The sequence below is a fragment of the Methylobacterium sp. CM6247 genome, assembly GCF_054817925.1.
This window is the reverse complement of record NZ_JBTXKX010000003.1, coordinates 3096024-3117035: the sequence shown is the minus strand read 5'-3', so window position 1 is coordinate 3117035 and position 21012 is coordinate 3096024. Positions and strand designations below refer to the sequence as shown.

Here is a 21012-nt window from a genome sequence, read left to right as displayed (position 1 = left end):
CTCCTCACGGACCGAGAAAACATGACGCCTTCGCACTTCGTCACGACCGACTGGCTCAAGGAGCGTCTCGGCGCGCCGGGCATCATCGTGCTGGATGCGTCATGGTATCTCCCCGCCCAAGGCAGGAACGCCGAGGCCGAGTACCAGGCCGCGCACATACCCGGCGCGATCCGCTTCGATATCGATGCCGTGAGTGACGAGACGTCGCCGCTGCCGCACATGCTGCCCCGCCCGGAGGTCTTCTCCTCGCGCATGCGCGAACTCGGCATCGGCGACGGCATGCACATCATCGTCTATGACGGAATGGGTCTGTTCTCCGCCCCCCGGGTCTGGTGGATGCTGCGCACCTTCGGCGTGCGCGACGTCCAGATCCTGGAAGGCGGTTTCCCGGCCTGGCTCGCCTCCGGCGGCAAGACCGAGGATGGCGACGGCCCCCGGCGCGACCGGCGCCATTTCTCGGCGCGACTGGACCATGGCGCCGTGGCCGATGCCGGCGATGTCGCTCGCGCCCTGGAGCGCGGTTCGGCGCAGGTCGTCGATGCCCGTTCCGCCCCGCGCTTCCGTGGCGAGGAGGCCGAGCCACGCCCCGGCGTACGTCCCGGCCACATGCCGGGTGCCCGCAACGTCCATTATTCCGCGCTCCAGGCGGACGGCCGGCTGAAGGACGCCGATTCCCTGCGCGCGGTCTTCACCGAGGCCGGGGTCGATCCGGCAAAGCCGGTCATCACCACCTGCGGTTCAGGCGTCACGGCGGCCATCGTCTCGCTCGCCCTGGAGACGCTGGGCCACCCGCCCCGTGCGCTGTACGATGGGTCCTGGTCCGAATGGGGCGTCGATCCCGCGCGTCCGGTCGCGACAGGGCCGGCCTGAGGGTTCCGCGCGGGACCCCCTTCCCGTGGCCGACCTCGCGAGCCTCGACACCGTCCCTCACGCTATTGTTCCGGTGCGCCAGCGCTCGGAGGGGCGCGTCGCCGTGCGCGTCGTCCGCCACGGGGCGGGCACGCATATCGCCGATCTCTCGGAGGCCGGGCCGTTGCGCCTGCGCCTGCCGCGCCATGGCGAGGGTGTCTGCGAGGCGGTGCTGCTCAACACGGCGGGCGGCATCGCCTGCGGCGACGGTTTCCGGGTCGAGGCGACGGTCGATGCCGGCGCGCATCTCGTGCTCACGACGACGGCCGCCGAGAAGATCTACAAGTCCGACGGTCTCTCGAGCCGCGTGACGACGACCGCGACCCTGGCCGAGGGCGCGGGTCTCGACTGGCTGCCGCAGGAGACGATCCTGTTCGACCGCGCGCGGCTGGAGCGACGGTTCGAAGTGGACCTTGCGCCCGATGCCCGGTTGCTCGCTTTCGAGGCGGTGGTCTTCGGGCGAACGGCGCGCCATGAGCGTATGGAAACGGGCCTGTTCCGGGACGCATGGCGCATCCGCCGCGCGGGGCGTCTGACCTACGCGGATTCCGTCGCCTTCGACGGGCCGATCACCGCCCTTCTGGAGCGGACGGCCTTCGGCGGCGGTGCCCGCGCGATGGCGACTCTGCTCGATGTTTCGGCAGATGCGGAATCCCGCCTGGAGCGGTTTCGCGCCCATCTCGACAGTCTGGGACCGACAGGGGTGGATGTGGCGGCCAGTGCCTGGAACGGGCACCTCGTTGCCCGTTTCTTGAGCGCCGACCCCGACGCCCTGCGGGTGACGGCCGCCTGTATCCTGGTGGACTACCGTGGCGCGCCGATGCCCCGGGTCTGGCAGAGCTGAGGCCCCTCGTCAGGGGGCCTTCTCTCCCTGGAACGGATGGATCGGCGGAATCAGCGCCGCCGCGAGTTCCAGCCGGCCGGAGATGACGCCGCGCTCGGTGATCATCGTGTCGGCGATGGTCTGCAGCGTCGCCGCCGGCCCCTGCACCAGCACCACTTCCAAGGTCTGGTTGTTCATCAGATGGACGTGGAGAGAGGAAATGACCTCAGCGATGTAGCGCCGCTGCAGATCGGCCAAACGCTGCTGCACGCCCGGCGCGAGATGGTCGTAGAACAGTGTGATCGTGCCCACCATCACCCGGTCGCCGACCTTGTGGCGGTGCTCCACGAGCGAGCGGTGGAGGATCGTCGCCACGGCCTGTGAGCGGCTGGCGAAGCCACGCTCCCCCACCATGGTATCGAGCTCGCAGAGCAGATCCTCGGAAAGCGACAGGCTGATCCGACTCACCGGCTTGCGCCGGCCGCCAACTCCCTCCTCCGGGTTCGTGCCGTCCTCGGGGGCCGCTTCCGTCGCTTCGCTACCCGCCATGGCGCCTTCCCCCTGCATGCCGAACTCGTCCTGGCACGTGTTTTGTATGGCAATCAGCCGATCGGTATTACGATTTCCAGCGATCGTACTACGCGGTTCGGAGAATGCAGATGCACCTTTCCACGATCCTGACCGCCGGACGCAAGGCCGTCACGGGCTGCGCCCTTGCCCTGGGCCTCCTCACGGCCTCCGCCTCCATCCCCGTGGCGCACGCCGCCGAGCCCCTGCGCATCGGCTACAGCGACTGGCCCGGCTGGGTCGCCTGGCAGGTCGCCATCGAGAAGGGCTGGCTGAAGGAGGCCGGCGTCGACGCGAAGTTCGAGTGGTTCGACTACTCGGCCTCCATGGATGCGTTCTCCGCCGGCAAGCTCGACGCCGTCACCTGCACCAACGGCGATGCCCTGGTGATGGGTGGCAATGGCGCCAAGAACGTCATGATCATGCTCACGGATTACTCCAACGGCAACGACATGATCGTCGGCAAGCCCGGCGTGAAGGCACTGGCCGACCTCAAGGGCAAGAAGGTCGGCCTCGAAGTCGGCCTCGTGGAACATCTCCTCCTCATCAACGGCCTGACCAAGCTCGGCCTCAAGGAGACGGACGTCACCCTGGTCAACGCCAAGACCAACGAGACCCCGCAGGTTCTCGCCTCCGGCGACGTCTCGGCCATCGGCGCTTGGCAGCCCGTCGCCGGGCAGGCGATGAAGGGCGCGGCCGGCGCCAAGCCGCTCTACACCTCCGCCGACGAGCCGGGCCTGATCTACGACGTGGTCACCGTCTCGCCCGCCAGCCTGTCGGGCCGTCGGGCCGAGTGGATCAAGTTCGTCGGCGTCTGGAACAAGGTCGTCGCCTATATCCAGGACCCGAAGACGCAGGGCGATGCGGTGGCGATCATGGCGGCCAAGGTCGGCATCGACGCGCCCACCTTCACCCGCTTCCTCAAGGGCACCAAGCTCCTCACCCTGGCCGAGGGCGCCAAGGTGATGAAGGATGCCGACGGGTTCGGCTCCCTCTACGGCTCGAGCCGCTATGCCGACGCCTTCAACGTCAAGTACGAGGTCTACAAGACCGCCCAGGACGTGAAGAGCTACATCGACCCCGCGCTGACCGACGGCAAATGAGCGCGGAGATGCGCCAGGGCTTGGAGCGCACTTCCCCTCCCCCTTGTGGGGAGGGGACAGGGGTGGGGGTGGCTCCGCTAGCCTCGGCCGCGGTGGGTCACCCAACCACCCCCACCTCCAACTCCTCCCCACAAGGGGGAGGAGGGGCCCGCGTCTCGTCTCCCTTGTCCCCCCGCCGCCGCTCCTGGGTCGGCGTCGCCCGGCCGCTCTCGCCGCGCCGCCGGACGAGCCTCGCAATCCTGTCGTTCCTGATCCCGCTCCTCGCCTGGGCGGCGGTCTCCTACGTGCCGTTCCTGTGGCATCCCCTGGTGGAGGTGACCGAGCCCGGCGACATCGCCTGGATGGAGCCGGGGATGCGCGTGCCGAAGGCCGCCTTCGCGGAGGAGGTCGCCTCGGCCAAGGCCGCCGGCACCGCCGAGCCGGCGGGCAGGCCCGCCAACCCGGTCTACCTTCCCGCCCCGCACGAAGTGGCCACCGCGTTCTGGACCTCGCTGACGGCCCAGCCGACCCAGCGCGACGCCATCCGCCTGCCCCTGAGCCTGTGGCACTCGATCCAGATCATCGCCTTCGGCTTCCTGCTGTCGTCGCTGATCGGCGTGCCGCTGGGAATCCTCTGTGGCGCCCAGCCGACTTTGGCGCGCCTCACCGAGCCGGTCATCGAGTTCGTGCGCTACATGCCGGCTCCCGCCTTCGGGGCGCTGATGGTCGCCATCCTCGGCATCTATGACGGGCCGAAAATCGCGATCATCGTCATCGGCACCTTCTTCCAGCAGGTGCTGGTCATCGCCAATACCACCCGGCGGATCGAGCCGCTGCTGATCGAGGCGGCCCTGACGCTCGGCGCGCGAAATCTCCGCCTCATCCGCCGGGTGATCGTGCCGGCGATGCTGCCGCAGCTCTACCGCGACCAGCGCATCCTGCTCGGCTGGGCCTGGACCTACCTCATCGTCGCCGAACTCATCGGCACCTCGTCGGGCATCACCTTCTTCATCACGCAGCAGGCCCGCTACCAGCATTTCGACAACGTCTACGCCGCGATCCTCATCATCGGCCTCGTCGGCTCGATCACGGATCTCGCCCTCGCCTGGCTCGGCCGCCGGCTGTTCCCCTATGACAGGAGCGAAGCGTGAACTCGGTCTCTCCCGTCGTCTCGCCCGTCATCCTGCCGATCGAGGCCTGCGACTACCGCACCCAGTGCGAGCCGGTCCGCGCCCGGTTCGAGAAGCTCAAGAGTCGTGAGGTCGCCCTCCGGGTCGAGAAGCTGACGAAGACCTTCCGCAGGGCGGATGGCGGCGTGACGGTGGCCTTGAAGGACATCGACCTCGTCACCCACCGGCGCGAGTTCCTCTGCGTCGTCGGGCCGTCGGGCTGCGGCAAGTCCACCTTCGTGCGCATCCTCGCCGGGCTCGAGACCTCCACCTCGGGCGTGGTCAGCGTCGAGGGCGTGCCGGTCTCGGGGCCGGGCGCGGACCGGGGCATGGTGTTCCAGGGCTACACGCTGTTCCCCTGGCTCAGCGTCCTGCGCAACGTCGCCTTCGGGCTGGAGGAGAACGGCACGCCGCGCCGGGAAGCGGAGCGCGAGGCCCGGCAATGGCTGGCGCTCATCGGCCTGGAGGCCTTCGCCGACAGCTACCCGCATCAATTGTCCGGCGGGATGAAGCAGCGGGTGGCCATCGCCCGGGCTCTCGCCACCCGCCCGCGCATCCTGCTCATGGACGAGCCGTTCTCGGCCCTCGACACCCAGTCGCGCGCCCGGATGCAGGCCTATCTCATCGAGATCTGGAAGAAGATCGACATCACCATCGTCTTCATCACCCACGATCTCGACGAGGCGGTGCATCTGGCCGACCGCATCCTCGTCCTCAGCGCCCATCCGGGCGAGGTCGCCGAACTCATCGAGGTCCCGGTGCCGCGCCCGCGCAGCCACAACCAGGCGCTCACCCCCGAATTCCGCGTCACCCGCGCCCGTCTCGACGCGCTGATCCACCCGCCGAAGGACGAGGCTGAGGAGAGCGTCGCCCCCGACGTGGTGACGCGCATGACCTCCGCCGGGGACGAGGTGGAATGATCGCCATGTCTTACACGACCGGCTCTGGCTTGCCTCACGGCGATCTCCGGCATGCCGACGTTCACGCATCCGGGGCGCTCGGGCACAGCCCTCCCCCCTCTGCGGGGGAGGGTGGTCGCGGAGCGACCGGGAGAGGGGGCGACCTTTCCGGAGATGGCACACCCCTCATCCGACCCGCTTCGCGGGCCACCTTCTCCCGCAGAGGGGAGAAGGAGTCGTCTCACCTCGACCTCGGTGTGGGCCGACGGAGGTCTGTATGACCGCCCCCTCCCCCCTCCTCTGGGCGAACCGCACCTGGGACGAGATCCCCGGCGACCTCGCCGCCGTTGCCCATGCCGCCATCCTACCCGTGGGAGCCACGGAACAGCACGGGCCGCATCTCGGCACGGGCATGGATTTCGTCCTGGCCGAAGCCCTGACCCATGCGGTCTCGGCGCGGACCCGCGTGCCGGTGCTCCCCACCCTGCCCTATGGCTGTTCCCTCGGGCATAGCCGGCGCTGGCCCGGTACGATCACCCTCGATCCCGTGATGATGACGCGGCTCGTGGCCCAGATCGGCACCTCGGCCTACCAGTCCGGCGTCCGCCGGCTGTTCATCGTCAACGCCCACGTCACCAACGCCGCGCCCCTGCGCTGCGCCCTGGAGATGCTGCGCGCCGCCCATGACGACCTCATGGTCGCCCTGGTGAATTCCGCCACGGTGAGCGAGCGCGTCCGCGCCGCGCATTTCGCCGATGCCGACGACTGGCACGCCAACGCCGCCGAGACCGCGCTGATGATGGCGGTGGCGCCGGACCTCGTGCGCCCGGACCGCATCGCCGATGCGGACGACCCCGACCGGACGGAGGGGCTCGTCTTCTCGCATCCGGTGAACCGCACGAGCCTGAACGGCGTCACCGGGCGTCCTTCGGAGGCGAGTCTCGAAGACGGGAAACGCCTGTTCGGCTGGATGGTCGAGGACCTGTCCGCCCTCGTCCTGCGCGGCCTCTCCGAGACCCCGCCCCTCCCCCATTCCTTCTCCGTTTCCGCTTAAAACCAAGGAGCCGCCCGATGGCGCATGCCACCGAAATCGATCCCGCCATTGCCAAGCTGCAGGACGAGCTGCGCGCCAAGGGCGTGAAATACGTGATCGGCGCCTATGTCGACATCCATGGCGCGCAGAAGGCCAAGGTGGTGCCCATCGACCACCTTCCGCAGATGGCGGCGGGGTCCGAGCGCTATACCGGCTATGCCCTCGACGGGCTCGGCCAGGCTCCGAACGAGGACGAGCTGGCCTCGGTGCCGGACTTCTCCCAGTTGATCCAGCTGCCCTGGGAATCGAAGCTCGCCTGGTGTCCGGCGGACCTGACGTTCCAGGGACAGCCTTATCCGCTTTCGACCCGTGTCGCCCTGAAGACCGTCATGGCCGAGGCCGAGGCCATGGGGTTCGGCTTCAGTCTCGGCATCGAATGCGAGATCTTCCTGCTGAAGCAGGAGGCGGACGGCTCGCTCCACACGCCGATCCCCGACGATAAGCTGGTCAAGCCCTGCTACGACGTGCGTGGCTTCGTCGACAACTTCACCTGGCTCGACAAGGTCGCCACCACGATCAACGATCTCGGCTGGGACCTGTATTCCTTCGATCACGAGGATGCGTGCGGCCAGTTCGAGTTCGACTTCAATTACGCCGATGCCCTGACCATGTGCGACCGGCTCACCTTCTTCCGCATGATGGCCAAGCATTATGCCAAGGAAGAAGGCCTCATCGCCACGATGATGCCCAAGCCCTTTGCAGACCGCACCGGAAATGGCGCGCATTTCAACATGTCCCTCTCCGACAAGGAGACGGGCAAGAACATCTTCGCCCGCGACCCGAAAGACGATCCGCGCGGCCTCGGCCTCACCGAGACCGGCTATTACTTCATCGGCGGCGTGCTGAAGCACGGGCGGGCGCTCTGTGCCGCCTTCGCGCCGACGGTGAACAGCTACAAGCGCCTCGTGCGCCAGGGCTCCATGGCGGGCTTCTCCTGGGCGCCGGTGTTCAACTCCTACGGCTCGAACAACCGCACCAACTCGGTGCGCGTGCCCGCCGGCGGCGGCCGCTGCGAGAGCCGCAACGCGGACGGTGCGGTCAATCCCTACCTCGCCGCCGCTCTCGTCCTCGCTGCCGGTCTCGAAGGCATCCGCGAGCGCATCGATCCGGGCGCCCCCAACGAGGACAACCTCTACGACCTCACCGACGCCCAGCGCGCCGAACGCGGCATCGAGTTCCTGCCCCAGACCCTCGCCGAGGCGGTGGACGCCTTCGCCGCCGACCCGCTGGTGGAGAAGACCCTGGGCAAGGCGCTGCGCGACGAGTTCATCCGCTACAAGCGCGCCGAGTGGGAGGAGTATCACCTCACGGTCAGTGCCTGGGAGATCGAGCGCTATAGCCACCTTTTCTAGGTGTTAACTTCCTCTTGAAGCGGACGCTCAACACACTCATGCCTCTCTCGCGCGAGACATATTGGTATTTGCAGGTACGGCCGAGATTCGGCCGGCCGCGGATGTCCTTGCGAGGGAGATGGCTCGGTGGAGATTGCGCGGCTGCTTCATACTTTCGGCGGTCCGATTCTTGCCCTGTTCGGCGGCATGGGAGCCCGATCGGTCGCGACCCTCGTGACCGGTATGGGACAGGGCAGAAAGACCATCGATTTCGTCCCCGCTCAGCGGCAATCGAAGCCCTATCGGCCGGAGCGGGAGCGTATCGTCTCGGGCGACCCCGCCCAGACGGTGAGCTTCGTCTAACACAGCGAGGACAGTCTCTTCTCGGCCGGAACCTGGACCTGCCAGCCGGGCAAGTGGCACATCGAATTCGCGCAGAACGGGTTCGTCCACATCCTGGAAGGGGTGGCGTCGGTCACCGACGGGGACGGGCTCGCCAAGACCTACCGCGCGGGGGACACCTTCGTCTCCCCCTCCGGTTTCGCCGGCACCTGGGACGTCAGGGAGCCGGTCCGCAAATACTTCACACTCGGCGGACCCCCGGGTTAAGCAGCACCGCGATCGACGCATGCCCGCCGGGACGACCCGGCCGCGACAGGGCTGTTTTTCCGGGACGACCCGGAGAACAGACTTGAGGAGACGGGCATGACCGACACAGCCAGCATCATCGCCGAGAATCGGCGTCGCTACGAGGAACTGAAGGCCCAGGGCCAGGGGCATGCCCCCCGCGCCCTGCCGCCGCCCTCGTCGCGGGGATTGCCCCTCGACGAAGCGGTGATCCTCCACACCGAGACCATCCCGGGCGGCTGGTACTGCACCTTCGAGCTGAATGCGGGCGAGGCCCTGCGGATCAGTCTCGACCATGGCCCCTCCAGCGTCGCCCTCGTCGCCTGGAACGCCGCCGAGACCTCCGAGCGACTCAATTACGCCGATACCGTGAAGGTGCAGTGGACCGCCGCCCTCCAGCGCGGCCGGGTGCTGTTCTCCGACATGGGGCGGGTGATGCTCTCGCTCATCGAGGATTCCTGCGGCGCGCACGATGCGCTGGTGGGCGGCTCCAACGCCGCCTCCAACGCCGCGCGCTACGCGGGCGGCCCCCATCGCAGCACCCGCGACAACCTCGTCCTCGCCGCTCTCAAGGCCGGGCTCGACCGGCGCGACATTCCCGCCTGCGTCACGCTGTTCGCCCCCGTCTCCGTGGGTGCGGAGGGGCGCTTCGCCTGGAACGAGGCGGGTCGCCGCGCGGGCGACTTCGTCGATCTCCGCGCCGAGCTCGACCTTCTCGTCACCCTCTCGAACTGTCCCCACCCCCTCGACCCTAACCCGGATTACGCGCCGAACCCCGTGGTGGTGACCCGCTTCCGGGCGCCCGTCCCCGCGGCCGACGATCTCTGTCGCACGGCCACGATCGAGGCCGTCCGCGGCTTCGAGAACAACGCCGCCATCGGCTTCTGACGGGAGGGACGCATCATGACCAACGACACCCAGCTTCTCCTCGAAGAGGTCGTGCCGGCTCAGGCGCCCTGGTCCGGCCTCGTGCGCAAGGGCCAGATTCTTCGCATCACCGACACCGACGGCTGCCAGGCGGTGGACACCCTGTTCTACCGCGTCGGCGACATGGGCGAGCGATATTCCTCGCAGGACACCCTGCGCGTCCAGGGCTCGGCCTATTTGACGACGGGCACGCGGCTCGTCTCCAACGAGGGCCGGGTGATGGCGACCGTCACCGCCGATTCCTGCGGCCGACACGACACCTCGGCGGGCGCCTGCTCCTGCGAGGCCAACACCGTCCGCTTCGGACACGCCACCAAGTATCTCCATGCCTGCCGCGAAAATTTCGCCCTGGAAGTCGCGAAATACGGGCTCTCGAAGCGCGACATCCCGCCCAACATCAACTTCTTCATGAACGTGCCCATCGAGCAGAACGGCGAGCTCGCCATCGTCGACGGCGTCTCCGCTCCCGGCGACTATGTCGAGGTCACGGCTGAGATGGACGTGATCTGCGTGATCTCGAACTGCCCGCAGATCAACAACCCCTGCAACGGCTTCAACCCGACGCCGATTCACGTCTCTATCCGGGATCAAGCCTCGACCGGGGATCTGCGCTGATGTTCGGCAAGATCCTCATCGCCAATCGCGGCGAGATCGCCCGGCGGATCGCTCGCACCTGCCGGCGCATGGGTGTCGCGTCCGTGGCCGTCTACTCGGATGCAGACCGGTTCACCCGTGGCGTGCTGGAGGCGGACGAGGCCGTCCGCCTCGGACCCGCGCCGGCGGCCGAGAGCTACCTGAACGTCGAGGCCGTGATCGCCGCCTGCAAGGCGACGGGAGCGCAAGCCGTCCACCCCGGCTACGGGTTCCTGTCGGAGAACGTCGCCTTCGCCGAGCGTCTGGCGGCCGAGGGCATCGTCTTCATCGGCCCGAAACCCGACCACCTGCGCGCCTTCGGCCTCAAGCACACCGCGCGCGACCTCGCCCGCGCCAGCGGCGTGCCCCTCCTGCCCGGCACCGGCCTGCTGCCGGATCTGGACGCCGCCCTCGCGGCGGCCGAGACCATCGGTTACCCGGTGATGCTCAAGAGCACGGCGGGCGGCGGCGGCATCGGCATGCGCCTCTGCGCCTCGGCCGACGAGCTGCGCGAGCACTACGCAACCGTCGAGCGCACGGCCCGCGCCAGCTTTGGCGATGCCCGCGTCTATCTCGAACGCTTCGTCGGCGAGGCACGCCACGTGGAGGTGCAGATCTTCGGCGATGGCGCGGGCCGCGTCGTGGCGCTCGGCGAGCGCGACTGCTCGCTCCAGCGCCGCAACCAGAAGGTCATCGAGGAGACCCCTGCGCCGGGCCTGTCGGATGCCGTGCGCGAGCGGCTCCACGCGGCCTCGGTGGCTTTGGGGACGAGCGTCGCCTACGCCTCGGCGGGGACGGTGGAGTATATCTACGATCCCGTCCGCGAGGATTTCTCCTTCCTTGAAGTGAACACTCGGCTCCAGGTCGAGCACCCAGTCACCGAGGCGGTCTTCGGCATCGATCTCGTCGAATGGATGATCCGCCAGGCGGCGGGCGAGGACGTGATTGCTGCCGCCGGCCCCCTGGTCCCGCAGGGTGCCGCCATGGAAGCGCGGCTCTATGCCGAGATCCCGCACGCCAATTTCGCCCCGAGCGCCGGCCTCCTCACCGAAGTGCGGTTCCCTGCCGAGGCGCGCATCGACGGTTGGATCGAGACCGGCACCGAGGTCACCACGAACTACGACCCGATGCTCGCCAAGATCATCGTGACCGGCGAGGACCGCCCTGCGGCGCTCGCCGCTTTGCGCCAGGCCCTCGACGACAGCGCGGTCTCGGGGATCGAGACCAACCTCGATTATCTGCGCGCCATCGCCGGTTCCAAGCTCTTCGCCTCGGGCCGGGTCGCCACCACGGCATTGCGCGACTTTCCCTATGCGCCGCGCAGCATCGAGGTGCTGGTTCCCGGCGCGCAATCGAGCCTGCAGGAACTGCCCGGCCGCATCGGCCTCTGGCATGTGGGCGTGCCACCGAGCGGGCCGATGGATGCGCGCTCGTTCCGCGACGCCAACGCCCTCGTCGGCAACCCGCCCGATACCTGCGCCCTCGAACTCACCGTGTCGGGGCCGACCCTGCGGTTCCACGCCGCCGCCACCGTGGCGCTCGCCGGGGCCGCGATGACCGCGCGTCTCGACGGGGTCGAGCAGCACCATGGCCGCGCCTTCACCGTCGAACCCGGACAGACGTTGAGCATCGGCGCGATCGCCGGCCCCGGCCAGCGCAGCTACCTCGCCCTGCGCGGCGGTTTCGCCGCGCCCGTTATCCTCGGCTCGCGGGCGACCTTCGCCCTCGGCGCCTTCGGCGGCCACGCCACCGGTGTGCTCAAGGCCGGGGACGTCCTGCATCTCGGCGATGCGCCCGAGGTCGAGGCCTCGATGCCCGAGCCTGCGCCCCTCACCCATGCCTGGGAGATCGGCGTGGTCTACGGGCCGCACGGTGCGCCGGACTTCTTCCGGGACGAGGACATTTCGGACTTGTTCTCAGCCTCTTACGAGGTTCACTTCAACTCGGCCCGCACCGGCGTGCGCCTCGTCGGCCCGACCCCGCTCTGGGCGCGCAGCGACGGCGGCGAGGCCGGACTCCATCCGTCGAACCTCCACGACAACGCCTACGCCATCGGCTCCATCGACTTCACCGGCGACATGCCGATCCTCCTGGGGCCGGACGGCCCGAGTCTCGGCGGCTTCGTCTGCCCGGCGGTGATCGCCCGCGACGAGCAGTGGAAGATGGGGCAATTGCGGCCGGGGGATACGGTGCGGTTCAGGGCGGTGGAGCGGGTGGGGGATGTACCCACCCTCTCCCCCCTGCGGGAGAGGGTGCCTGCGGAGCAGGCGGGAGAGGGGGTGACCTCTCCGAAGATGGCGCTCCCCTCTCCCGACCCTCGCTCACGCGAGCTGGTCCCTCCCCCGCAGAGGGGGGAGGGACCAGCTCGCGTCGGCTCGCCCATCCTCGCCACCGACTCCTCCGGCCCCGTGCCGGTGGTCTACCGCCGCCAGGGCGACGACAACCTGCTGGTCGAATACGGCCCAATGGCCCTCGATATCGGCATTCGCCTGCGGGTCCACCTCCTGGCCGAGGCGGTGGCCGCGGCGCGGTTGCCCGGTCTCATCGACCTGACGCCGGGCATCCGCTCGCTCCAGATCCATTACGACGGCACCACGCTGCCGCGCTCACGCCTCCTCGGGCAGTTGCGCGAGATCGAGGCCGCCCTGCCCGCCGTCGAGGACGTGACGGTGCCGAGCCGCGTGGTCCATCTGCCCCTGTCCTGGAACGACCCGCAGGCCGAACTCGCCATGCGCAAGTACCAGGAACTGGTCCGCCCCAACGCGCCCTGGTGCCCGTCGAACATCGAGTTCATCCGCCGCATCAACGGCTTGGAGTCGGAAGCTGACGTAAAACGCATCATCTTCGATGCGAGCTATCTCGTGATGGGACTGGGCGACGTCTATCTCGGCGCGCCGGTGGCGACACCGGTGGACCCGCGCCACCGCCTGGTCACCACCAAGTACAACCCCGCCCGCACCTGGACGCCGCAGAACGCGGTGGGCATCGGCGGCGCCTATATGTGCATCTACGGCATGGAGGGGCCGGGCGGGTACCAGCTCTTCGGCCGCACCATCCAGATCTGGAACACCTGGCGGATGACGAAGGAATTCGTCCCCGGCCATCCCTGGCTGCTGCGCCCGTTCGACCGCATCCGCTTCTTCCCCGTGAGCCACGACGAGCTGATGGAGGCGCGCGCCGCGTTCCCGCACGGGGCCTACCCGCTGACCATCGAGGAGGGCACGTTCTCCTATGCCGAGCATCGGGCCGAGCTCGCCCGCAACGCCGTCGAGATCACGGCCGCGAAACTGCGCCAGCAGACCGCCTTCGAGGCCGAGCGGCAGCGCTGGCAGGATGAGGGGCTCGACAGTTTCGTCGCCGACGAGGGCGCCCCCCTGGGCGAAGAGGATGCGGTGCCCGACGGCCATGTGGGCGTGCCGACCACGGTGCCGGGCAATGTCTGGAAGGTGCTGGTCGAGGAAGGCCAGAGCGTTGCGGCCGGCGAGACGGTGGCGATCCTCGAATCGATGAAGATGGAGATCGCCGTTTCCGCCCCGGTGGCGGGAATCGTGCGTGAGGTCCGGGTGAAGCCGGGCCGCACCCTGCGCGGCGGCGATCTCGTCGCCATCCTCGAAGAGATCTGAGCAGGTGAGAGAGCCGACCGACATGCTGCCGACCATCCTCGACCTGTCGACCCTGCGCGCCCTCTACGCGTCGGGCCGTGCCACCCCCGTCACCGTCGCCGAAGCCGTCGCCGAGCGGATGGAGGCGTCGACGGACCCCGCCATCTTCATCACCGCCCTCGACCGGGAGGAATTGGTCGGCGCCGCGCGGGACCTGATGGCGCGCCACCCCGAGCCGAACTCCCTGCCGCTCTGGGGCGTGCCCTTCGCGGTAAAGGACAATATCGACGTCGCCGGCCTGCCGACGACGGCGGCCTGCCCGGCCTTCGCCTACACGGCGGAGGCGGATGCCGAGGTGGTGACGCGCCTCAAGGCGGCGGGTGCGTTCTGCACGGGCAAGACCAATCTCGACCAGTTCGCCACCGGCCTCAACGGCACCCGCTCGCCCTACGGCGCGCCGCGCAGCGTGTTCAGCGCCGCCCATGTCTCGGGCGGGTCGAGCTCCGGCTCGGCCGTCGCCGTGGCGGCGGGGCTCGCGAGCTTTTCGCTGGGCACCGACACGGCCGGTTCTGGCCGCGTGCCGGCGATGTTCAACAACCTCGTGGGGATCAAGCCGACGCCGGGCCTGTTCAGCACGACGGGCCTCGTCCCCGCCTGCCGCAGTCTCGACTGCATCAGCATCTTCACGGCCACCGTGGGCGACGGTCTCGCGATCCGCCGCATCGCGGAGGGGTTCGACGCCGCCGATCCGTTCTCGCGGCGGGCGGTACCACATTCGCTCCCCGCTCAGGGCCTGCGCTTCGGCGTCCTGACCCCGGCCGAGCGCGAGTTCTACAGCGATGCCGAGCGCGAAGCGCTCTACGACGCGGCCATCGCCCGCCTCGAATCGCTGGGCGCCGTGGCGGTGCCCTTCGATTACGCACCGTTCCGCGAGATCGCGACCCTGCTCTATAACGGGCCGTGGGTCGCCGAGCGCCTGGCCGCCATCGCCGGGTTCTTCGCCGGGAATGCCGACGCCCTCGACCCGAGCGTGAGGAGCATCGTCGAGTCCGCCAAGGGCTACAGCGCCGTCGATGCGTTCGAGGGCCGCTACGCGTTCGAGGCCCTGCGGCGGCGCACCGAGGCGACCTGGGCGGAGGTCGACATCCTGCTCCTGCCGACTTCCCCCACCACCTACACGGTGGAGGAGATGCGGTCCGACCCGATCCGCCTCAACAGCCATTTCGGCCATTACACCAACTTCGCCAACCTCCTCGGCCTCGCCGCGATCGCGGTGCCGGGGGGATTCGGTGACGATGGATTGCCCGGCGGCGTGACGCTCGTCGGCCCCGGCTTCAGCGACGAGGCTTTGGGCCACTGGGCCGACGCGCTCCACCGCGCGGCGGCGAGCGGAATGGGGATCGCGCGCGACGCGGTTCTGCCCGAGGCCAGCCGGGTGCCCGCCCAGGAGGCGGACGAGATCGCCCTAGCTGTGGTGGGCGCCCATCTCACGGGCCTGCCCCTCAACCACCAGCTCACCGATCTCGGCGGCAGGAAGGTGCGGGCGGCGCGGACCTCGGGCGCGTACCGCCTCTACGCCCTGCCCGGCACCCTCCCGGCCAAGCCCGGCCTGGTCCACGAGCCGGGCTTGGCCGGCGGCGGGTTGGAGGTCGAGATCTGGGCCCTACCCCCGGCCGGTTTCGGCCGCTTCACCGCCGCGATCCCCGCCCCCCTCGGCATCGGCAAGCTCACCCTGGAGGACGGTTCAGACGTCTCCGGGTTCCTATGCGAGGCCCATGCGGTGGCGGGCGCCGAGGACATCACAATCCATGGCGGCTGGCGCGCCTACCTCGCCTCCCGCTGAAGCACCCCGTCAGCTCGCCGGCGAAGCGGGCATGCCCCCCGCCGGCGACCACAGCCTTTCGCAAAAGAAGCGCTCGCGCAGGAGCATCACCAGGGCCGCGCGCTTGTGCGGGAAATCGAAGGTCTTGATCCGCGCGAAGCCCGACCGCTCCAGGTTGCGCAATTGCTGGACATGGTCCGCTTTGGGCTCGCCGACGATCCGCTCCGTGCGCGGGTCGTCGAGGAAGAGCGCGTGCATCAGCGAGGGCAGCCAGGCCGAGATGTATGCCTTGCCGCGAAACCGGCTCTCGCCGATCAGGACATGCCAGCCGCGATCGTAATCCTGCACGTCGTAGAACGGGGCGAGGCGGTTCTCCTTGGCCCAGTAGATCTCGAAATAGCCGAACGGCTCGCCGCCGATCGTGCCGATCAGCGGGATCATGTGCGGATCGGCGATGAGGCCGGCGAGATAGGCCTCGTGCTTGTCGCGTTCGCCGGCCTCGCCCCAGGCGGCATCGACCACCGGATCGTTGAACCAGCGATGCAGGATATCGACGTCGTCGATTGTGGCGGCGCGGAACGCCACGGCCTGTCCGAGCCAGGGGATGAAGCGGGAATAGATCACGCCCTTGGGCTTCGGCGACCGTTGCGGATGGCGCTTGCCGTCACTCATGATCTGACGGGCGGGAAAATCGCGCGTCGCTAGGTTGGCGAGCCAGGGTTCGGGGCGCTGCCACAGCATCGTCGGATCGACGGAAAGCGCGTCGCCTTCCCGGACGACGAGGCCACGTTCCGCCATGGAGGCGACGAGACCCGCGAAGCTGGCACTGTCGAGGCCGATCCGTTCGGCATCTGGATGTGTCGCCGAGACCATCTCGAATGCCGCCGTGATGTTCTTCAGGACCTCGCTCGGGTCGGGTCTCACGGGCTCCTCCAGGGACAGATGCGGGCTGCTCCCCTGCTGAAGGCGCAGGCGTAGACCGACCCGGCCCTCCGCCACGACGCTGAGCCGGTCGCCGTCCAGGTAGACCTCGACGGTACGGCCCGTCGCCTCGCCGCATCGAAAAGGAACTGTTGTCGAAAGCATCGCGTCTCGTCGTTGGCTGGTACCGGCATCCGCGACCGGGATGCCCTCTGGGACAGGACGCTCCGGCACTCCGGAAATTTAGGGGCAACCGGGAAACTCGTGGCGCCCACAGCGGCATGACGAGCCGAGCACTCCGCTGCCGCCACGCCTTTCGATCCTGGGCAGCCGGGTCCTGCTCGCGCAACAACTGTATCTTTTCTTAACGCAACCGTTCACAATCCGAAGATGTGTTCGTTCATGCAGCAGGTGGCCTGTGGCCATGCGACAGAACATTTTGGCCAAATTTCATGTAGCTTCATAGCATAAACCCTTCGAGGAAAGCCTGAATATCGTCTGACCCATTCGATGTAACCGGCGATTCTACATTTAGAATATTTCTAATTCAAACATCTCCCTATAAAATCACTCTTGTATGTCTGTGGAATTTATCTCTTTAGCCTCCATATCCGAGTTGGATCGTGGAAATGACCCGGCGACATGCGCGGCTGGGCAGTTTCGCGCGTTTTCGTACTGACCTACGCATCCGAAGAAGGTCGTCCATGTCACAGACTCATTCGCCTGGAAGGCGGAGCGACATCGCAGCTCCGCTGCTCGCCGCTCTCATCGCCGAACAGTCGGGCCTCGTGGCCTACGCGACGCAGATCCTGCGTGATCGCTCGGCGGCGGAAGACGTGGTGCAGGAGGTGGTGCTCAAGCTCTGCGAGGAGCCGGCCGCCGATCTGCGTCCTGGTCGCCGCGTCGAGGCGCCGATGCATTACCTGCGGCGGATGGTTCGGAACGCCGCCATCGATTGGGCGCGGCGCACGATCCGCGAGCGCTGCCGCTTCGTGCCGGATGAGCAGGCCGAGGCCATTCCCGCTCCCTGCACCTGTCCTCAGGACCGCCTCGAGCAATGCCAGGCGCTGAAGGCAGCACTGGCCGCGCTGGAAACGACCTCGGAGCGAACCCGCCGGGTGTTTCTCGCCCATCGGATCGACGGCATTCCGCAGACCGTCCTGGCCCGCGAGAACGGCGTCTCGCCGACGCTGGTGAATTTCATGATCCGTGACGGCACGGCCCTGTGCCGGTCGGCCGCGGCCTAGGCATTTCGCGCTCAGGATGCGTCGCGCTCATGTGCCCGTCATGGACGCCGCGCGGCCTTCCTGCGCAGGAGGCCGTCAGTGGGTAACATGTTGCGCTGTCGAGGTGGCCACAAGCGACGAAACACCGTCGCAGCCCGGCACGCTGCCAAGCTGGCTGATCCTGTCTCCCGGCGCCGGAAAAGCTACGCGTTCACGACAAGATCGTTGATTCACCAGGGACTTGAAAGAAACCTGGTGGAGCTGAGCGGGATCGAACCGCTGACCTCCGCAGTGCGATTGCGGCGCTCTCCCATCTGAGCTACAGCCCCGTTCCGAGGTGGCCGCTTTGTAAGCGCGCGTGCCTCGGGCTGTCAATTCAGGAAATCCCGCCGTTGACCCGCGCCGGTGAGGCCGGGCGAACGAGGACATCAGAACCGCGCATGTACGCACTTCTCTGGCTCTTCGACACCGTCGTCCAGCTCTTCATCTACGTGCTGATCGCCAGCGCCGTGCTGAGCTGGCTCGTGGCCTTCAACGTGGTCAACGTGCGCAACCCGATCGTGTCGCAGATCGGTGAGGTGCTCTACCGGCTGACCGAGCCGGTTCTTCGCCCGATCCGCAGCGTCCTGCCCAATCTCGGTGGGATCGACCTGTCGCCGATCGTCCTGGTGCTGCTGCTTCTCTTCATCAGCCGCCTCCTGCACGAGGTCATTCCGCCCCAGACCGTGGTCTATGGCGGCTGAGGCCGCACTGGACAAAGGGCCAAGAAAATCACGTCGAGGGACGACCAAGAGATGAAGACCAATCCCGGCCGCTTCTTCGAGGATTATCGCCTCGGTGAGACCATCCGCCATGCCACGCCGCGCACGGTGACGGGCGGCGACGTCGCGCTCTACACCTCCCTCTACGGCCCGCGCTTCGCCGTTCAGTCCTCCGATGCCTTCGCCAAGGCCATCGGCTACCCGCAGAGCCCGCTGGACGACCTGCTCACCTTCCACGTGGTCTTCGGCAAGACGGTCCCGGACATCTCCCTGAATGCGCTCGCCAATCTCGGCTATGCCGAGGGCGGCTTCCGCCGGCCGGTCTATCCGGGCGAGACCCTCTCCACGGTCTCCGAAGTGATCGGCCTCAAGGAGAGCTCGAACCGCCAGACCGGCGTGGTCTACGTCCGCTCCACCGGGTCCGACGCCAACGGAGAGACGGTTCTGAGCTATTGCCGCTGGGTGCTGGTGAAGAAGCGGGACCCGGAAGCGAAGATCGAGCAGGAACATGTCCCGACCTTCGCCAAGGTGGTCGACCCGGCCGACCTGGCCGGCGCCCTGCCGCCGCTGAACGTCGGCGCGTACGATCTCGACCTCGCCGGCAGCCCGCACCGGTTCGGCGACTACGTGGTCGGCGAGAAGATCGACCATGTGGACGGCATGACCGTCGAGGAGGCCGAGCACCAGATCGCCACGCGCCTCTACCAGAATACCGCCAAGGTGCATTTCGACGGCTTCGCCGCGAAGGACACACGGTTCGGTCGGCGCCTGATCTATGGCGGGGTCGTCATTTCGCTCGCCCGTGCGCTCAGCTTCAACGGTCTCGGCAATACCTTCGCGCTGGCCGGCATCAATGCGGGTCGCCACGTGGCGCCGCTCTTTGCCGGTGACACGGTCTATGCCTGGAGCGAGGTGCTGGAGGCCGCTGAGCTTCCCGGCCGCACGGATATCGGCGCTCTCCGCCTGCGCACGGTCGCCACGAAGAACCAGCCCTGCGGCAACCATCCGGACAAGGTCGGTGACGGATACGACCCGGCCGTGATCCTGGACCTGGATTACTGGGCCTTCATGCCGCGCTGACGCCGGGCTTAGTTCCCGGCGAACAGGCCCATCGCGGCCTGCCGCAGTGGGTTTTCGGGGTTCGAGAGCAACCGGATCGCCATCGCGCAGGCGATGGTGACGAGAAGCGGCCGGATCAGCTTCGCGCCGAGGCGGATCGCCAGGATCGAGCCGATCTGGGCCCCGATGAAAGCCCCGAAGGCCATGGCGATGCCGATGGTCCAGACCACGTGGCCCGAGGCTGCGAACAGGGCAAGGCTGCCGAGGTTGCTGGCGGCATTGGCGAGCTTGGTATGGGCGGTCGCACGCACCACGCCGAGCCCGAGCAGCGTGACGAACCCGATCATGTAGAAGGCCCCGGCGCCGGGGCCGAACACACCGTCGTAGAAGCCGACGGCGGGAGCCCAGGTGAGCGCGAACAGGCCGGGGCGCATCCGTGCCGCCGCGTCCTCGCTGCTCATCCGCCGCGCGAAAGCGAAATAGAACGCGATCCCGATCAGCAGGACGGGTACGGCCGCGTCGAGGACGGGGCGCGGCAGCAGGCTGACGCAGAGCGCACCGCCGATCGACGAGAGACCGGCGCTGAGGGCGATCTTCCAGGCCGCCGGCCAATGGATGTGACCGCGGCGCGCGAAGGCGATGGTCGATGAGATTGCGCCGGCGCTGCCCTGGAGCTTGTTGGTAGCGATGGCGCTCACCGGATCGAGCCCGGAGAGGAGCAGGGCCGGCACCGTGATGAGGCCGCCGCCGCCCGCGATGGCATCGACGCAGCCAGCCGCCACGGCCACGGCGAACAGGCCCGCGACGAGGCTGATGTCGACACCGAAGATCATTCCGCTCTCTCCTCCGTTCGGTCGCGACCGACCGGATGCCGGCGGGAGGCGGATGGGGTCTTCAGTTGCGCACGATCACCTTCGTGCCGACCTTCACCCGGTCGTAGAGGTCGACCACATCCTTGTTGGTCATTCGGATGCAGCCCGACGAAACGGCGGCACCCATGGTTTCCGGCTCGTTGGAGCCGTGGATACGGTAGAGCGAGGAGCCGAGATACATCGCCCGCGCGCCGAGGGGGTTGTCCTGGCCGCCGGCCATGTAGCGCGGCAGGTCGGGCCGCCGCGCCAGCATCTGCGCCGGCGGACGCCAAGCCGGCCATTCCTTCTTCATCGTCACCGACTTCTCACCCGACCAGGAGAAGCCCTGGCGCCCGACACCGACGCCGTAGCGGACAGCCGCTCCGCCGCCGAGGACATAGTAGAGCCGGCGCTGGCTCGTGGAGACGACCACGGTTCCGGGTTTCTCTGAGCCCTTCCACGCGACTGTCTCGCGCGGGATCGCCTGCTCCTTGAAGATATTGAGGAAATCCGCGATCGGACCGCTGTCGAACGGGTTGCCGGCGCTGGCACCGACGCTTGTGGCAAGGCCCATGCCCAACGCGAGAGCCGAGGTGGCGAGGAGAGAGCGAATGCCCATTTTAATCGTCTCCGGCCGGATCTGGACAGGCCGGTGCGCAGGCACCCCGTCTCCCATTCCGGCGAGGTCCAGGCTTTGGGAGCCGGACGTC

19 protein-coding genes, 1 tRNA gene and 1 pseudogene are annotated in these 21012 nt (G+C 68.1%); 16 read left to right on the top strand and 5 right to left on the bottom strand.

All coding sequences use genetic code 11. The features are described from left to right. The first annotated feature begins 21 nt into the window (after positions 1-21). A complete protein-coding gene (sseA, locus tag ACYQOP_RS15680) occupies positions 22-870 on the top strand; it encodes a 3-mercaptopyruvate sulfurtransferase (RefSeq protein ID WP_461222977.1) in 849 nt (282 codons plus the stop codon). A gap of 25 nt (positions 871-895) precedes the next feature. Next, positions 896-1753: an urease accessory protein UreD gene (locus ACYQOP_RS15675; RefSeq protein WP_461222976.1), complete on the top strand. Its 858-nt coding sequence runs from the start codon at positions 896-898 to the stop codon at positions 1751-1753. Between the two features lie 9 nt (positions 1754-1762). Here ACYQOP_RS15675 and nikR read toward each other — a convergent pair whose 3' ends face one another. After that, positions 1763-2299 carry a nickel-responsive transcriptional regulator NikR gene (gene nikR, locus ACYQOP_RS15670; RefSeq protein ID WP_461222975.1) on the bottom strand — a complete coding sequence of 179 codons (537 nt, stop codon included), beginning with the start codon at positions 2297-2299 and terminating at the stop codon, positions 1763-1765. Positions 2300-2385: 86 nt separating this feature from the next. Here nikR and ACYQOP_RS15665 point away from each other — a divergent pair, with 86 nt between their 5' ends. The 11 genes and pseudogenes from ACYQOP_RS15665 (at position 2386) to atzF (ending at position 15505) form a co-directional block, all read left to right on the top strand. Next, positions 2386-3402: an ABC transporter substrate-binding protein gene (locus tag ACYQOP_RS15665; RefSeq protein WP_207411417.1), complete on the top strand. Its 1017-nt coding sequence runs from the start codon at positions 2386-2388 to the stop codon at positions 3400-3402. A gap of 164 nt (positions 3403-3566) precedes the next feature. Beyond that, complete coding sequence (locus ACYQOP_RS15660) at positions 3567-4532, top strand: ABC transporter permease (RefSeq protein WP_461222974.1); 966 nt, start codon at positions 3567-3569, stop codon at positions 4530-4532. Next, on the top strand, positions 4529-5470 hold the full coding sequence (locus tag ACYQOP_RS15655) for an ABC transporter ATP-binding protein (protein ID WP_461222973.1): 942 nt from the start codon (positions 4529-4531) through the stop codon (positions 5468-5470). Before ACYQOP_RS15660 ends, ACYQOP_RS15655 begins: the two co-directional genes overlap by 4 nt. 256 nt (positions 5471-5726) lie before the next feature. After that, positions 5727-6503: a creatininase family protein gene (locus tag ACYQOP_RS15650; RefSeq protein ID WP_461222972.1), complete on the top strand. Its 777-nt coding sequence runs from the start codon at positions 5727-5729 to the stop codon at positions 6501-6503. A 17-nt stretch (positions 6504-6520) separates the two neighbouring features. Then, a complete protein-coding gene (gene glnT / locus ACYQOP_RS15645) occupies positions 6521-7894 on the top strand; it encodes a type III glutamate--ammonia ligase (protein ID WP_461222971.1) in 1374 nt (457 codons plus the stop codon). Between the two features lie 126 nt (positions 7895-8020). Next, on the top strand, positions 8021-8236 hold the full coding sequence (locus ACYQOP_RS15640) for a hypothetical protein (protein ID WP_461222970.1): 216 nt from the start codon (positions 8021-8023) through the stop codon (positions 8234-8236). A 15-nt stretch (positions 8237-8251) separates the two neighbouring features. Beyond that, positions 8252-8482 (top strand): annotated as a pseudogene (locus ACYQOP_RS15635) (cupin domain-containing protein); the annotation flags it as partial. Between the two features lie 96 nt (positions 8483-8578). Further along, entirely contained in the window at positions 8579-9388 is an 810-nt protein-coding gene (locus tag ACYQOP_RS15630; protein WP_461222969.1) for an urea amidolyase associated protein UAAP1, read from the top strand. A gap of 15 nt (positions 9389-9403) precedes the next feature. Beyond that, positions 9404-10042, top strand: coding sequence for an urea amidolyase associated protein UAAP2 (locus ACYQOP_RS15625; RefSeq protein ID WP_461222968.1), 639 nt, complete (start codon positions 9404-9406; stop codon positions 10040-10042). Continuing rightward, positions 10042-13683, top strand: coding sequence for an urea carboxylase (gene uca / locus ACYQOP_RS15620; RefSeq protein ID WP_461222966.1), 3642 nt, complete (start codon positions 10042-10044; stop codon positions 13681-13683). The genes ACYQOP_RS15625 and uca overlap by 1 nt, the downstream gene beginning before the upstream one ends. A gap of 22 nt (positions 13684-13705) precedes the next feature. Then, on the top strand, positions 13706-15505 hold the full coding sequence (gene atzF / locus ACYQOP_RS15615) for an allophanate hydrolase (protein WP_461225346.1): 1800 nt from the start codon (positions 13706-13708) through the stop codon (positions 15503-15505). 9 nt (positions 15506-15514) lie between these two features. Here atzF and ACYQOP_RS15610 read toward each other — a convergent pair whose 3' ends face one another. Next, complete coding sequence (locus tag ACYQOP_RS15610) at positions 15515-16570, bottom strand: GNAT family N-acetyltransferase (protein WP_461222965.1); 1056 nt, start codon at positions 16568-16570, stop codon at positions 15515-15517. A gap of 539 nt (positions 16571-17109) precedes the next feature. Between ACYQOP_RS15610 and ACYQOP_RS15605 the strand changes: the two genes are divergently transcribed. Continuing rightward, complete coding sequence (locus ACYQOP_RS15605; RefSeq protein WP_056433479.1) at positions 17110-17652, top strand: sigma-70 family RNA polymerase sigma factor; 543 nt, start codon at positions 17110-17112, stop codon at positions 17650-17652. A 232-nt stretch (positions 17653-17884) separates the two neighbouring features. On the opposite strand, the gene ACYQOP_RS15600 is transcribed toward ACYQOP_RS15605, so the two are convergent. Next, a tRNA-Ala gene (locus ACYQOP_RS15600) sits at positions 17885-17960 on the bottom strand. Between the two features lie 111 nt (positions 17961-18071). On the opposite strand from ACYQOP_RS15600, the gene ACYQOP_RS15595 reads away from it, so the two are divergent. Both ACYQOP_RS15595 and ACYQOP_RS15590 read left to right on the top strand, forming a co-directional pair. Beyond that, a complete protein-coding gene (locus tag ACYQOP_RS15595; RefSeq protein ID WP_056433481.1) occupies positions 18072-18374 on the top strand; it encodes a YggT family protein in 303 nt (100 codons plus the stop codon). 51 nt (positions 18375-18425) lie between these two features. Beyond that, positions 18426-19472 (top strand): MaoC family dehydratase, encoded by a 1047-nt coding sequence (locus ACYQOP_RS15590; RefSeq protein ID WP_461222964.1) that lies wholly within the window; start codon positions 18426-18428, stop codon positions 19470-19472. Between the two features lie 8 nt (positions 19473-19480). On the opposite strand, the gene ACYQOP_RS15585 is transcribed toward ACYQOP_RS15590, so the two are convergent. Both ACYQOP_RS15585 and ACYQOP_RS15580 read right to left on the bottom strand, forming a co-directional pair. After that, a complete protein-coding gene (locus tag ACYQOP_RS15585) occupies positions 19481-20284 on the bottom strand; it encodes a TSUP family transporter (protein WP_461222963.1) in 804 nt (267 codons plus the stop codon). A gap of 61 nt (positions 20285-20345) precedes the next feature. Further along, positions 20346-20921, bottom strand: a complete 576-nt coding sequence (locus ACYQOP_RS15580; protein ID WP_461222962.1) for a L,D-transpeptidase — start codon at positions 20919-20921, stop codon at positions 20346-20348. Positions 20922-21012: the final 91 nt, after the last annotated feature.